The sequence below is a fragment of the Clostridium lacusfryxellense genome (assembly GCF_018861735.1).
GTDB lineage: Bacteria > Bacillota > Clostridia > Clostridiales > Clostridiaceae > Clostridium_AD > Clostridium_AD lacusfryxellense.
Map to the genome: position 1 here is coordinate 1 of NZ_JAHLEB010000044.1, position 12,233 is coordinate 12,233.

General features: G+C 28.4%; 19 protein-coding genes and 1 riboswitch. Of the genes, 12 read left to right on the forward strand and 7 right to left on the reverse strand.

Translation table 11 applies throughout. The features are described from left to right. Positions 1-179 precede the first annotated feature (179 nt). A complete protein-coding gene (locus KPL55_RS19120) occupies positions 180-956 on the reverse strand; it encodes a nitroreductase family protein (RefSeq protein WP_216308350.1) in 777 nt (258 codons plus the stop codon). Positions 957-1,147: 191 nt separating this feature from the next. Next, positions 1,148-1,285 carry a hypothetical protein gene (locus KPL55_RS19125; protein ID WP_216308351.1) on the reverse strand — a complete coding sequence of 46 codons (138 nt, stop codon included), beginning with the start codon at positions 1,283-1,285 and terminating at the stop codon, positions 1,148-1,150. Positions 1,286-1,658: 373 nt separating this feature from the next. On the opposite strand from KPL55_RS19125, the gene KPL55_RS19130 reads away from it, so the two are divergent. Beyond that, a complete protein-coding gene (locus KPL55_RS19130; protein WP_216308352.1) occupies positions 1,659-2,048 on the forward strand; it encodes an iron chaperone in 390 nt (129 codons plus the stop codon). 32 nt (positions 2,049-2,080) lie between these two features. Further along, the gene (locus KPL55_RS19135; protein WP_216308353.1) at positions 2,081-2,635 is read left to right on the forward strand and encodes a hypothetical protein; all 555 of its coding nucleotides are present in this window, start codon (positions 2,081-2,083) and stop codon (positions 2,633-2,635) included. Between the two features lie 32 nt (positions 2,636-2,667). On the opposite strand, the gene KPL55_RS19140 is transcribed toward KPL55_RS19135, so the two are convergent. Genes KPL55_RS19140 through KPL55_RS19150 form a run of 3 tightly spaced genes read right to left on the reverse strand, consistent with a single transcriptional unit; the run spans position 2,668 to position 3,433 of the window. After that, positions 2,668-2,943 carry a hypothetical protein gene (locus KPL55_RS19140; protein ID WP_216308354.1) on the reverse strand — a complete coding sequence of 92 codons (276 nt, stop codon included), beginning with the start codon at positions 2,941-2,943 and terminating at the stop codon, positions 2,668-2,670. 51 nt (positions 2,944-2,994) lie between these two features. Next, the gene (locus tag KPL55_RS19145) at positions 2,995-3,237 is read right to left on the reverse strand and encodes a hypothetical protein (RefSeq protein ID WP_216308355.1); all 243 of its coding nucleotides are present in this window, start codon (positions 3,235-3,237) and stop codon (positions 2,995-2,997) included. Positions 3,238-3,265: 28 nt separating this feature from the next. Next, positions 3,266-3,433 carry a hypothetical protein gene (locus KPL55_RS19150; protein ID WP_216308356.1) on the reverse strand — a complete coding sequence of 56 codons (168 nt, stop codon included), beginning with the start codon at positions 3,431-3,433 and terminating at the stop codon, positions 3,266-3,268. Between the two features lie 208 nt (positions 3,434-3,641). Here KPL55_RS19150 and KPL55_RS19155 point away from each other — a divergent pair, with 208 nt between their 5' ends. After that, positions 3,642-4,088, forward strand: a complete 447-nt coding sequence (locus tag KPL55_RS19155; RefSeq protein ID WP_216308357.1) for a MarR family winged helix-turn-helix transcriptional regulator — start codon at positions 3,642-3,644, stop codon at positions 4,086-4,088. A gap of 19 nt (positions 4,089-4,107) precedes the next feature. Next, positions 4,108-4,905: a nitroreductase family protein gene (locus KPL55_RS19160; protein WP_216308358.1), complete on the forward strand. Its 798-nt coding sequence runs from the start codon at positions 4,108-4,110 to the stop codon at positions 4,903-4,905. A 433-nt stretch (positions 4,906-5,338) separates the two neighbouring features. Here KPL55_RS19160 and sugE read toward each other — a convergent pair whose 3' ends face one another. Beyond that, complete coding sequence (gene sugE / locus KPL55_RS19165; protein WP_216308359.1) at positions 5,339-5,659, reverse strand: quaternary ammonium compound efflux SMR transporter SugE; 321 nt, start codon at positions 5,657-5,659, stop codon at positions 5,339-5,341. A 96-nt stretch (positions 5,660-5,755) separates the two neighbouring features. After that, positions 5,756-5,859: riboswitch (guanidine-I (ykkC/yxkD leader) on the reverse strand. Between the two features lie 252 nt (positions 5,860-6,111). Here sugE and KPL55_RS19170 point away from each other — a divergent pair. From KPL55_RS19170 to KPL55_RS19200, 7 genes are all read left to right on the forward strand, one after another. Next, a complete protein-coding gene (locus KPL55_RS19170; RefSeq protein WP_216308360.1) occupies positions 6,112-6,744 on the forward strand; it encodes a DUF1361 domain-containing protein in 633 nt (210 codons plus the stop codon). A gap of 323 nt (positions 6,745-7,067) precedes the next feature. Further along, positions 7,068-7,304, forward strand: coding sequence for a PspC domain-containing protein (locus tag KPL55_RS19175; protein WP_216308361.1), 237 nt, complete (start codon positions 7,068-7,070; stop codon positions 7,302-7,304). Further along, on the forward strand, positions 7,305-8,114 hold the full coding sequence (locus tag KPL55_RS19180; RefSeq protein WP_216308362.1) for a YdcF family protein: 810 nt from the start codon (positions 7,305-7,307) through the stop codon (positions 8,112-8,114). Between the two features lie 17 nt (positions 8,115-8,131). Continuing rightward, entirely contained in the window at positions 8,132-9,172 is a 1,041-nt protein-coding gene (locus tag KPL55_RS19185) for a D-alanine--D-alanine ligase family protein (protein WP_216308363.1), read from the forward strand. Positions 9,173-9,538: 366 nt separating this feature from the next. Beyond that, positions 9,539-9,751: a helix-turn-helix transcriptional regulator gene (locus KPL55_RS19190; RefSeq protein ID WP_216308364.1), complete on the forward strand. Its 213-nt coding sequence runs from the start codon at positions 9,539-9,541 to the stop codon at positions 9,749-9,751. Between the two features lie 64 nt (positions 9,752-9,815). After that, positions 9,816-10,064, forward strand: coding sequence for a hypothetical protein (locus KPL55_RS19195; protein ID WP_216308365.1), 249 nt, complete (start codon positions 9,816-9,818; stop codon positions 10,062-10,064). A 155-nt stretch (positions 10,065-10,219) separates the two neighbouring features. Further along, complete coding sequence (locus KPL55_RS19200) at positions 10,220-10,633, forward strand: YkvA family protein (RefSeq protein ID WP_216308366.1); 414 nt, start codon at positions 10,220-10,222, stop codon at positions 10,631-10,633. Between the two features lie 457 nt (positions 10,634-11,090). Here KPL55_RS19200 and KPL55_RS19205 read toward each other — a convergent pair whose 3' ends face one another. Beyond that, positions 11,091-11,414 carry a hypothetical protein gene (locus KPL55_RS19205; protein ID WP_216308367.1) on the reverse strand — a complete coding sequence of 108 codons (324 nt, stop codon included), beginning with the start codon at positions 11,412-11,414 and terminating at the stop codon, positions 11,091-11,093. Positions 11,415-11,821: 407 nt separating this feature from the next. Between KPL55_RS19205 and KPL55_RS19210 the strand changes: the two genes are divergently transcribed. Then, positions 11,822-12,199, forward strand: coding sequence for an HIT family protein (locus tag KPL55_RS19210; RefSeq protein WP_216308368.1), 378 nt, complete (start codon positions 11,822-11,824; stop codon positions 12,197-12,199). Positions 12,200-12,233: the final 34 nt, after the last annotated feature.

Genomic DNA, 12,233 nt, shown 5'->3' on the forward strand with positions numbered 1-12,233 from the left:
AAGTAATGATAAAGTAACAACTTTTATCTACTTTAATGACATATTTTTAAAATTAAATAGTCCAATTATTTTGCTTAAAGAAAGAGAATACACAAAATAATTTACACCCTCTGTAAATTTGATATTTTAGTTAACTACACCCTTATTATATTTAATAAGAGTGTAGTTATTTATATTTTTTATTTATTTAAAATTGCACTTATAATGTATTGGGGACTTCCGATGTCGTTATGGGAAGTCTTTTTTAGTTCTACTTCATAACCTAGTTCAATTGCCGAGCTATATAGATGACTAAGACCTATGCCCATATCAATTCGGTTGGTGTCTTTAAGTATTTTTTTAGTTAAGATATTTTTATTTTCTAAAAATAAATCAAATTTATTATCTTTAATCAATAATTTCCAAGGCTGAGAGTTAATTGCAGAGGGGGCGTCAATAAGTGATTGTACAATAACTTCATATTTATTATCATAAGCACCATTAACTACTTTGCTTTTATCAAATCTCTTTCTAGATGGCACTGGTTTTAACTCAGTAGCTGGGTTTCCAAAAGCAATTAAAATTATATAATTTTGTTTTTCTTTCACATTGAATAATGATTTAAATAGTTCCTGCTTTATTGCACTACCTAACCAACATGTTCCAATTCCGAGCTGAGTTAGCCTAAGAACTATTTCCTCCCCAATGAAGCCTATGTTCTCTAAATGACCCTCCTGAATTTCAGAAGTAAAGGCTAAATAATGAGGAGCATCTACTTTTGTATACTTGGACATAAGTCCAGTATATGTATCTGTGATTTTTTTGCCATCTTCTATTAGTATTACTTCCATTGGTATATTCTCAAATAGTGGTTTAACATTTTTTATAATAGTTTTAATTTTTTCAAATTGCGCAGGCGACACTTTTTCATCTTTATACTTTCTTATGGATTTTCTTGAATTTATAGCTTGTAACATAATTAATTCCTCCATTTTGATTTATCTATATTTATTGTTTATATTATACCATGGCAATTTTAAATTAAGCACTTTAGAAAAAGTTTTTTAGTGTATAGATAAGTAAAATATAACGTTTATAATATAATAAAAAAAGAAAAAGCTGTGAACGATACTAACTTCACAGCTTTTTAGTCTATTTTATAGAGTTATTATTTAACTGATTTTAATTTCGTAATGTCTTTCCAGTTACTTGCCGTTATAGATTCGACCTTATTTAAATTCTCTGTAATCTCCTCTAATTTACCAAGTGCTATGCTCCTAAACTCGGGTAAGTCTGCCGTTAGCATTTTGAGATTCTATAAGAGTCAGTTTCTTATTTTTATAATTATTAATATACTATTCTTCGTAGAAGTTAAAATTTATTTTCACTCTCCTAAGTATAACAAATTTCAAACTAAAATAAAATACATTATAATAATATTATTACCGAATTACGAACATATATTCGCATAATGCTTTTTTAATATTATTATAAAAATTCACATGGATCTTATAAAAAACCATAATAAGCGTACATAATGTAATAACTTGCCCAAATAATAAAAAGAATTATTTTATATATTATACTGCTATTTAAATTAAATATGTTTTCGATTATAATTAGATTTATATAATTATCAGAAAATTATATACATAAAAAGAATTACGTAAGGAGATATTATGGAAGAAAATAAAATTACTTTTAAAACAATAGATGAATATATTTTAAACTTTCCTCCGCAAACTCAAGAAATACTTAAAACACTTAGAAAAGTTATAAAAGAGGCGGCGCCAGAAGCACATGAAAAGATAAGCTGGCAAATGCCTACTTTTGAGTTTCATGGTAACTTAGTGCATTTTGCTGCATTTAAAAAACATATAGGACTATATCCAGCTCCTAGTGGAGTTGATTCATTTGAACTTGAGTTATCCCAATATAAAAGCGGAAAAGGGTCTATACAATTTCCTATAGATAAACCACTTCCTTATGATTTAATAAGTAAAATAGTTAAATTTAGAGTCATAGAGAATATAAAAATGGCAGAAGATAAATTGAAAAAGAAAAAATAAATTCTTAACAATTTAAGAGGAGGAGGAGCAGCATGGATGAAATAACTAAACAATATATGGAAGATATACATTCGTTGGATAAAGATATTCGATATGAGGCCTATATAAAGTTAATGGAAATTACAGAAAATGAAGTAGATTGGGCATATGAGGTCTGGGAAACATTAATTCAAGATTTGAAGGACAAAAATAATCATTTGAGATCAATTGCGGCACAATTGTTATGTAATCTATCTAAAAGTGATAAGGAAGCTAGGATTATTAGCGACTTTCATCATTTGATTTTACTCACTAGGGATGAGAGATTTGTTACGGCGAGGCATTGTTTACGCTCCTTATGGAAAATTGGAATCATTGGTGAGAAACACACTGACTTAGTTTTAAGTGGTCTTGAAGAAAGATATAAAGACTGCATCAATGAGAAAAACTGTACATTAATTCGTGCGGATATCATTGAGGATTTAAAAAATATGTATACTATCTTAAATGATGAAGTGATATCGACGAAGGTACTTGAATTGCTGGAAATGGAAACAGATGATAAATATAAGAAAAAGTATTTAAGTATTTGGAGAAAGAAAGTTTAAGTAAAGATATAGATTTTAATCTATATCTTCTTTTAAAATTTCTTTCCACATTTTATGCATACTCTGTGGTTCTTATTTTCACTGACTCCATTTGGTAAGAAATCAAGTCCTCCTGATAATGCACCACCTCTAGAGAATTTCTTTAATAATTCAAATCGTTTCTTTATAGTAATAGAAGTTGAGCCACATCTTGGACATGTGATAGGCTGGTTACCTAATTCTGAGTTTCCCTCTCTGTTCTCCTTTTTAAGGTTCGGAAATATACCCCAAATACACAACCCAAAGAATATTAATAATATTATTATCATTTAATTATTCCTCCATTTTTTAATTTAATAAGAAGTAAAGCAACGATTATATTAAAAAAATGTTGTAAATACAGAAACAAATATTACAAATAATCCACTTAGAATTAACGAAATAGCTTCTGCTTTTTTGTGCTTAATATATGAATAATACCCACCTAATATATTCATGATACCTAATAATAGTAATATAATTGGCATCACGATTTTTATATTAAGGATATTAAATATACCTAAAAGTGATAATATAACAACTATTACTGAAAATAATATTTTTATAACTTTTAATTTTTTCAAATGATTACCCCCAATAAAAATAGTCTTCTTAATTTCCTAACCTCTTTAGAATAATATCTATCTTTTTTTCCATTTCTTTATTTCTATTAACAAAACTTTTAAAGGATTGTATTACCTTATATATCACTACTATAATTGCAAATAATAGTACAAAGTTAATAACTGTAAACATAATTGTTGTAAAGTTAAGTCCCATATAAATCCTCCTTACATATTTATTAGTGGTCATAGTTTTTTATCGTTGTGAAACAACTCTTATATAGATTGTACCAATATTTTACATGGAATTATATGATTTCTACGAATTATTAACAAATATAGAGTATTAAGAATTATATAAACTTGACATAAAATCAACTTCAATATAGTATATGTATATACATATATGTACTGGAGTTGATTTTATGTGTTGCTTAATTTCGCCTGATAATAAAAATACGCAAAGTTGTGCTTGTGGAAACTTAAGAAAAACCACGCGTACAATTACTCAATTTTATGACAAAATGCTTTTACCGACTGGGCTACGAAGTACCCAATGTTTGTTATTACTAGATATTTCTTATAATGAAAATATTTCTGTTTCGAGTCTAGGTAACATATTGCTCATGGATCAAAGTACTGTAACACGAAATGTTGAGTTACTTAGAAAGAGTGGTTATATTGATATTAAGAAGGAAGAACAGGACTCTAGGAAAAAATGTATAACTATAACTAATAAGGGGTTAAAGACTCTTGAAGTGGCTATACCATTACTTAAGAAAGCGCAAAGTAAGATTGAAGATGGTATTGGCAAAGAAAGAATAAATGAATTATTAAAAACCTTAAAGGATATTGAAAAATTAGTAGAGTGAAATTTTAGGAGATGACAAAATGGGTCTAATAACTGTAAATGAAGAAAAATGTATTAAATGCGAACAATGTATTAAAGAATGTCCATCATTTGTTTTAAAGATGGGACAAAAGGGACCAGAAGAAGTAGCAGACAGTACTTGTATTGCCTGTGGACATTGTGTTGCTGTATGCCCGACTGGTGCTATAGATAATAGTAAAACACCATTAGATAAACAAGTTGATGCAAAAGATCTTCTTAAATTAGATGCGGAGCAGGCTGAGAATTTCCTAAGGGCACGTCGTTCAATAAGAAATTATCAAGATAAGTCTGTATCTCGTGAAAAATTAACAAAGTTAGTTGATATAGCAAGGCTAGCACCTACAGGTAGTAATAGTCAAGGTATATCATTTATAGTAGTTGAGGACAAGCAATTAGTTAAAAAAGCTGTTGAACTTACTATTCGGATGATTGAAAAATCTCCACTAAAGGATTCATTAAAAGGATTATTAAGTAGATATAGGGAAGATGGAATTGATACAATTTTACGTGGCGCTCCAAACCTAATTATAACTACTGCAGACAAAGACTTTTCTGGAGCTAGGGGTAACTCTATTTCTTGTTTGACTTATCTAGAACTATTTGCTCCGTCAATAGGACTTGGAACATGTTGGGCTGGATTCTTTGAGTATTGTGCAGGGATTAAGGGTTCTCCACTGCTTAAATTATTTAATATTCCAGAAGGAAAAATTATAACAGCAGCTGTTATGGTTGGATATCCTAAATATAGTTATAAGAAGTTAGTTGATAGAAATCCATTAGAGGTTACTTATTTATAATAATATTATAAGACAACGATACTCAATAACATAGATATAGTTGAAACCATCTGGAAATCAGGTGGTTTCAACTATATTATGAATTAATTTTGGATTTTGCCAGCCAAGTTACAGATATAAAATAACCTATTATAGGTGAAATTCCATATCCCATAAGTGGAACTGGGAAATTTCCAAATATAGTGGAGATTAAAATGATTATAAAATACAGACCAATGCTTTGTGATAAAAGTTTGTACTTTTCTGTCGAGAAAAATATAAACGGCAATGGCAATATTACAAGAGAAATCACACCTAAACTAAGCCATATTCACCCCCCTAATAAATAAATATCACCTTATTTTTGTATTTCTTAGGTTCTAATTTATAGATTAATTATACAAATTTAGAAGGGGAATAACAACATATTGTAGAAATATTTGAGATGCATTAATTATTTGGGTGACACCAACTTGAGGCCTACAATTCCTATTATTATAAATCCAATACATAATAATCTCATTGTACCCATGGGTTCTTTAAATAATATTATTCCTAAAATTACAGTCCCAACCGTTCCAATCCCTGTCCAAATTGCGTATGCAGTTCCTAGCGGCAGACTTTTTAATGCTAAGGATAGGAAAAAGAAACTTGCTACCATACCTGATATTGTAAATAAACTTGGTACAAGTTTTGTGAATCCTTGTGAATATTTAAGTCCTATAGCCCAACCCATTTCAAGAAATCCAGCTATAACTAAAAATAACCATTGCATATTTTCAACTCCTTTCTTAATATTTAAAATTATATTTGGTGATTATCACCCCTGGTAATATACAAAATAAAAAAGCCATGGACGATATTGTATAATATCTCCCAGGCTTTTGTCCTTCCGTGAACACAGTTAAACTGCGCGTTTTATCTCGGACCAGACCAGTTTTAATTCAAAACAGCGGAACCCTATAAAACTTTAAATTATTTAAGTTGCTTATTTTTAAATAATAACAAAAATTATTTGTGTTGTCAATATTGGCTTTTATCATAAAATTTTTGATTTTTCATATAGAATTCGAGGTATAAATAGTATAATTAGGTAAATCGTATATTTAGTATATGTATTATTATTTATAATTGGTTGGGAGAGGTGAGTTTGTTATGACTTTTATTCTAAAAAAATATAGTGGCCTGCTGTTTTTTTTGCTTGGTTACCTGATACTCTGCTTATTAATGAGTATTAAGGATCTTAGCTTTTTATATGTTATGATGGTTTGGAATATGTTGCTAGCAGCTTTGCCATTATTTTTTATTGAATTTTCAATGCTCCAATATAGAAAAAACAAGTATATAGGGGCAATTGTTTTTGGGATACTGTGGCTTATATTTTTCCCGAATTCTGCGTATATGATTACTGATTTAATCCATATACACAGTGAAAAACTATTATGGATTGAAGCTTCAACTCGCTATTCTTTCAATACTGGAACCATCTATAGCACTGAAATAGTTAAATGGGTGAAACTATTGGTTATTGGGATAGGTGTTATCTATGGAATACTAATGGGGATGGAATCACTTAATATCTTTTATCGCTTTTTAAATAAAAAGATACCAAAACTAATAAGTTTTTTACTCATTGCAGGAGTATCGTTAATAAGTGGATTTGCGGTTTATATTGGTAGGTTCTTGAGATTTAATAGTTGGGATTTACTTATGCCAATAGCCTTGTTAAGAGAGGTATTCACTAACATTAATAGATTCGCAATTGAATTTACAGTTTCATTTGCTGGATTTATTATGATAATGTTTCTGCTTTATAATTTATTTAGCAAGGTTATGGTAGAAGCTTCAAAACAAGAATAAGTTGAATTATGATATAGAAAATTCAATAATTAGTATATCTAATAATTATATTTACTGCTATTATTCTAGGTGCATCAAACTATATATTTGCTGCAGTTGGTGAAAAATATGTTAGATTAATACCTAAAGCTTCTTTATAAGCGGTTAATCTAAATAAAATAGTATATAACATTTATGATATAATTAGTATGTACAAATAGTATGTATAATTAGTATGTATAATTAGTATTTTTGATTGTAGTAATAATTAAATTCTTTATATCATATAAGATAAAAAAGTTAATATAGCGACCTTCTCAAAATTAAAAATTGGAGGAATTAATATGCAAAAAAAATTATATAAGTCTACTACAGATAAACAAATAGATGGAGTTTGCGGTGGTATTGCAGAATATTTTAATATAGATTCCACACTTGTAAGATTAGCATGGGTACTATTAACACTATGTTTTGGTATGGGTATATTATTTTATGTAATATGTTGTGTTGTTTTGCCGGTAAATCATAATACTCATATTGGCGATAGTAATGACGCTTCTCATTTATATAAAGAATTATAAATGAGTCATTTAATTGATGTTGAAATAGTAAATGATATTAACAATATTATTACATTCTTAGCAAAACGAGATATAAATGAATTATCTAAAATAGAGTTAGCTCGTAAGTTCGGAATTACGCAAGTTGATATGGTAATAATTTTAGGAAACAGTATTCCATTTATAGCAGAACTGGGAGCAAAAGCTTATAAAAGTAATTTAGCTAAAGATATAATGATAGTTGGTGGTATAGGTCATTCAACCAAATATCTTATTCAAAATGTATTACAAGATGATAATTATAAAGATATTGATGTATATGATAAATCTGAAGCAGATATATTAAGACAGATTATAGTGCTAAAAGAAAATATAGAGCCAGATAAAATTATAATTGAAAGTAAATCAACGAATTGTGGTTCGAATGCTAGTGAAGCATTAAAAATATTAAAAGATAAAGGACAAATTCCGAAATCTATAATATTAATTCAAGATCCTACAATGCAATTAAGAAGTCATGCCTCTTTTTTCAAAGACTGGGAGGAAGAAAAAACATTAATTATAAGCTACTCTCCATTTATACCTAAAGTAAAAGCAACTGGAAGTGGTTATGAATTTATAAATGATGAAATAAGAGGATTATGGGATAAGTCCAGATTTATTGATTTAATTATGGGAGAGATTCCAAGATTAAGAGATGATAAAAATGGATATGGTCCAATAGGAAAAGGATTTATAACACATGTAGATATGCCCCAGGAAGTATTAACTTCTTATGAAAGATTATTATCCTACTATACAGAATATAAAGAAATTAAAAATAGAATATAAAATTGAGAGGTGAAGTTATGAAAATAGTTGTACTCGCAGGTGGATTAAGTCCAGAAAGAGATGTTTCATTATCTTCTGGAAGCCAAATTGCTAATGCTCTTAGAGAAACTGGTCATCATGTTTTGCTGTTAGATGTATATGAAGGTTTACAAGCAGATAAAAGCGAATTTGATGATTTATTTCAAGACAATATTATTGGTGAACCCTATTATTATAAGGTTAAAGGTGTTGAGCCTGATTTAGATGAGATTAAAAGAAAAAGTAATAATGGGAATTCCCTCATAGGTGAAAACGTATTATCTCTTTGCCAATTTGCTGATATTGTCTTTATAGCACTACATGGTGCAATGGGTGAAAACGGTCAATTGCAGGCAACTTTCGATGTAATGGGAATTAAATATACTGGCACTGGTTATGTTGGTAGTTTACTTGCAATGGATAAGGATTTAACTAAGAGACTGTTGCAACAATCAGGTATTCCAACGGCTCAATGGTTGACTCTCACTAAAAATTTAGTAACTACGGAACATATAGTAGAAATGATTGGTATGCCATGTGTAGTAAAACCCTGTAGTGCTGGGTCAAGTATAGGTGTATCGATTGTTTATAATATTGAGCAGTTAGAAGCAGCGATTACTATAGCTAATAAAATTGAATCAAATCTGCTTATTGAGAAAATGATAGTAGGACGAGAGTTTTCTGTAGGTATATTAGAGGGAAAAGCATTACCAGTTATTGAAATAATACTAAAAGAAGGATTCTATGATTACAAAAATAAATACCAATCAGGATTTACTCAAGAGATATGTCCGGCAAAACTTTCGGAATACAATACAAAGCGGGTTCAAGGCCTAGCATTAAAAATATGTGAAATTTTGCGGCTTGGAACATATTCGAGAATTGATTTTATTTTGGATGATAACGACGAATTTATATGTCTTGAAGCTAATACACTTCCTGGAATGACACCTACAAGTTTAATTCCTCAAGAAGCGTTAGCAAATAATATTTCATATGTGGAATTGTGTAATAGGATTGTTAATGCTACGGAAAAATAGTAATGGAATATACAGAATATAAATAAGTTAAATTAGAAAATAAGATTAAAAACTACAAATAAACACTAAGCTATATTTCTACATTTTGTAGGAATATAGCTTAGTATTTTTTAAGATAAAATTAATTCCAATCTAGTTAAATTTTACAGAAATCTAATTCGAAAAACTAGCTAAGCGGTAAGCAAAGGCTTGAAAACATTGAGTTAAAATGAAGTTAAGTCAATGTTAAAAATGTTATTATACTTAATTAAATTTAACAAGGCCTTAACTGTGAGAATATTGAGTGTAAATATATCTTTACATATGATTCGATTTTATCTATAATATAAGTAAAGATATCTTTACTTATTAATTGGAGGTCTACTAATGAGAGTTATAAACAATATTCGAAGAATTCGCCAAGAAAGGGTAATAACACAAGTTAAAATGGCTGAAGATTTACAAGTTACAAGGCAAACTATTAATGCAATTGAGAAGAATAAATATAATCCTAGCTTGGAGTTAGCACTAAAATTAATACAGTATTTTGATGTTCCAATTGAGAAATTGTTTTATTTAGAGAAATTAAAGGGGGAATAACTGTGAAAAACCTAGCGAATATGTAATCCCTATTATAGGTGGGGTAGTCCTTGGAAATGTCATAATGCTAATTTTCTATAAGTTGAATAAAAGAAAAAATGGGAATGTTCCGGATATTGACGAACGAACTGTGTTAAATTTGAAAAGTTATCTTATGATTGTACTTTATGTTGTACTTATTGGTAGTGGTGCTATTGTACTTGTTTTATATTCAATGGGTGTCCGTTCTATTGAAACTGGTATGATAGCAGTCTATTTAATAGCTATATATTTATTAATTGGAGTCGGTGATATTGTAACAAAACATTTATAAAATCTTATAATTATTATAGAATTAGAAGGCTCGTACTTTTACCGAGTATATGGTAAAATAAGAATATAAATTAACTAGAACTTACGAAAGAACATATAGATAATATAATGATATAGATCGTAAAAAAAATATGCTAAATGTAGGAGGATAACAATATGAAAAATAATAAACAATCTGATATTAGTAAATATGCAAAGGACTTTACGAAGAGTTCATTTTTAAAGAAAATAAAGCGTACAGCAAAAACAGCAGGTATAAGTGTTGTTTATGCAGGTCTTTTATTGTATTACACTTTTCAAAAGGCTACAACTCCTCGTTGGGCAAAAGCATCAATAATTAGTTCATTGGGATATTTTATTTCACCACTAGATGGAATTCCAGATATAATTCCAGCACTTGGCTATACAGATGATTTAGGAGTGCTAGTATTAGCTATTGGAACAGTATATATGTTCATTGATGATAAGGTAAAAAAAGAAGCAAAAGAAAAAGTAAAAGATTTGTTTGGAAAATACGATGATAGTTTACTAAAAAATGTAGATAAACGATTAATAAAAGAAATAAAATAGTCAAAAAAATATGAACTCGACATCTTTTGATGTAGGGTTTATTTTTATTGGTGTTTAGAGGGGTATTTGCCAATTGGAATGTAGAATAAGGACGAATTCATTTAAAAAAAACAATAAATAAAAAAATAGCTAGAGTTAATATCATACTTAATTAGGAATTAGGTGCCTTATGTCTAGCTATAAATGTTGCCGAGACCCCATATATATCTTTTAAATTAAAATGCCATAATAATCTCACAATTTTTAGACCTTTATATTTTAGAAAGTTTAACTTAATCCAGACGGTATATAGAGACCATCTGTTTGGGAACCTGATTTTTTAATTTTTCAAGTTCGTTTTTCAATGTGTATACTAAAAGCTATATAAATATAGATTGAAAATATTATATAATATATAAAAGTTGGGAATATCGCTAAAGATATTCCAAAAAATAAAGTGGGAATGTAGTTACTTTTATCATTCAATAGCTCTCACATTTATTTGGTTTAAAAATAAGTAACGGTTTTTTAAAAATGTTATGTAAATAAAAATTAATAACCTCTTTAATCCATTGATTGAATTACCACAATAAAATTCTAGTAACTCATTACTGTTAACAGTGAAGTTTGATTTTTTACTTCTATACCAATCAATTTTTAGATAAATTGAGTGTTCTCCATTCTCAATATCTAATTCTTTAATTTCACCATCTTTTATATCACCACAATATATCTCATCAATATAAATTTTATAACTTCTGAAAGAATCAAAATATGTTGTTTGTCTTGATATTCTTATCATAAAATATTCATTCCTTTTTGTGAAATTTTACTGTTGCTTGATAAATCATAGCTTATTTTAATTATATGCTGATTATAACATTAATTCCAAGTATAAGGAATTAAATTATCTTAAAATTGGGGGTCTACCGTTATAGGTAACATGAGTGCAAAATCATAAAGATTTTGCACTCTCTTTATTTTATATATGGTAAAATAAAGATATAAATATGTTAGGTAAAAGAAATGGAGATGGTAATATCACTACTAAGGATAATAATATTGAAATTATTTCTTCCAGTGTAATAGGATTAGTGGATAAATAATTTTTGTATATAATACATAGATTACATGGAGTAAAATCAAAAATATAGACGTGACGAGGGTATTAATGCCTCGTACACTAGAGATATAAAGGAGAGAAAAATAATGAGTGAATGTATATTTTGTAATTATAATGAATCAGAAATAATAGTAGAAAATAGATTGGCTTTTGCAATACTTGATCATTTCCCAGTAAATAATGGTCATTGCTTGATTATAACTAAGAGACATTTTGCTAACTTCTTTGAGGCAACTGAAGAAGAAATCAAAGCAATATATAAATTGATGCACGAGGTTAAAGAAATGTTTGATATTCAGTATGAACCATCAGGATATAATATAGGTATTAATGTTGGAACTTATGCAGGACAAACAGTAAACCATATGCATGTGCACTTAATTCCTAGATATATAGGGGATGTTGCTGACCCAAGGGGTGGAGTTAGGAATTTAAAAGAACCGTTAGTTGAATATGATTTATAAGGTTAATGTAGTTGCTAAAATCTAATATATAAAC

What these genes read in the sequence shown, in the direction of transcription:
- KPL55_RS19120 (WP_216308350.1), bottom strand. Translation starts at nt 956, where the DNA reads ATGTTACAAGCTATAAATTCAAGAAAATCCATAAGAAAGTATAAAGAT.
- KPL55_RS19170 (WP_216308360.1), top strand. Translation starts at nt 6,112, where the DNA reads ATGAGTATTAAGGATCTTAGCTTTTTATATGTTATGATGGTTTGGAAT.
- KPL55_RS19210 (WP_216308368.1), top strand. Translation starts at nt 11,822, where the DNA reads ATGAGTGAATGTATATTTTGTAATTATAATGAATCAGAAATAATAGTA.
- KPL55_RS19155 (WP_216308357.1), top strand. Translation starts at nt 3,642, where the DNA reads ATGTGTTGCTTAATTTCGCCTGATAATAAAAATACGCAAAGTTGTGCT.
- KPL55_RS19195 (WP_216308365.1), top strand. Translation starts at nt 9,816, where the DNA reads ATGCTAATTTTCTATAAGTTGAATAAAAGAAAAAATGGGAATGTTCCG.
- KPL55_RS19185 (WP_216308363.1), top strand. Translation starts at nt 8,132, where the DNA reads ATGAAAATAGTTGTACTCGCAGGTGGATTAAGTCCAGAAAGAGATGTT.
- KPL55_RS19180 (WP_216308362.1), top strand. Translation starts at nt 7,305, where the DNA reads ATGAGTCATTTAATTGATGTTGAAATAGTAAATGATATTAACAATATT.
- KPL55_RS19205 (WP_216308367.1), bottom strand. Translation starts at nt 11,414, where the DNA reads ATGATAAGAATATCAAGACAAACAACATATTTTGATTCTTTCAGAAGT.
- KPL55_RS19175 (WP_216308361.1), top strand. Translation starts at nt 7,068, where the DNA reads ATGCAAAAAAAATTATATAAGTCTACTACAGATAAACAAATAGATGGA.
- KPL55_RS19135 (WP_216308353.1), top strand. Translation starts at nt 2,081, where the DNA reads ATGGATGAAATAACTAAACAATATATGGAAGATATACATTCGTTGGAT.
- KPL55_RS19150 (WP_216308356.1), bottom strand. Translation starts at nt 3,433, where the DNA reads ATGGGACTTAACTTTACAACAATTATGTTTACAGTTATTAACTTTGTA.
- KPL55_RS19190 (WP_216308364.1), top strand. Translation starts at nt 9,539, where the DNA reads ATGAGAGTTATAAACAATATTCGAAGAATTCGCCAAGAAAGGGTAATA.
- KPL55_RS19140 (WP_216308354.1), bottom strand. Translation starts at nt 2,943, where the DNA reads ATGATAATAATATTATTAATATTCTTTGGGTTGTGTATTTGGGGTATA.
- KPL55_RS19125 (WP_216308351.1), bottom strand. Translation starts at nt 1,285, where the DNA reads ATGCTAACGGCAGACTTACCCGAGTTTAGGAGCATAGCACTTGGTAAA.
- KPL55_RS19130 (WP_216308352.1), top strand. Translation starts at nt 1,659, where the DNA reads ATGGAAGAAAATAAAATTACTTTTAAAACAATAGATGAATATATTTTA.
- KPL55_RS19160 (WP_216308358.1), top strand. Translation starts at nt 4,108, where the DNA reads ATGGGTCTAATAACTGTAAATGAAGAAAAATGTATTAAATGCGAACAA.
- KPL55_RS19200 (WP_216308366.1), top strand. Translation starts at nt 10,220, where the DNA reads ATGAAAAATAATAAACAATCTGATATTAGTAAATATGCAAAGGACTTT.
- sugE (WP_216308359.1), bottom strand. Translation starts at nt 5,659, where the DNA reads ATGCAATGGTTATTTTTAGTTATAGCTGGATTTCTTGAAATGGGTTGG.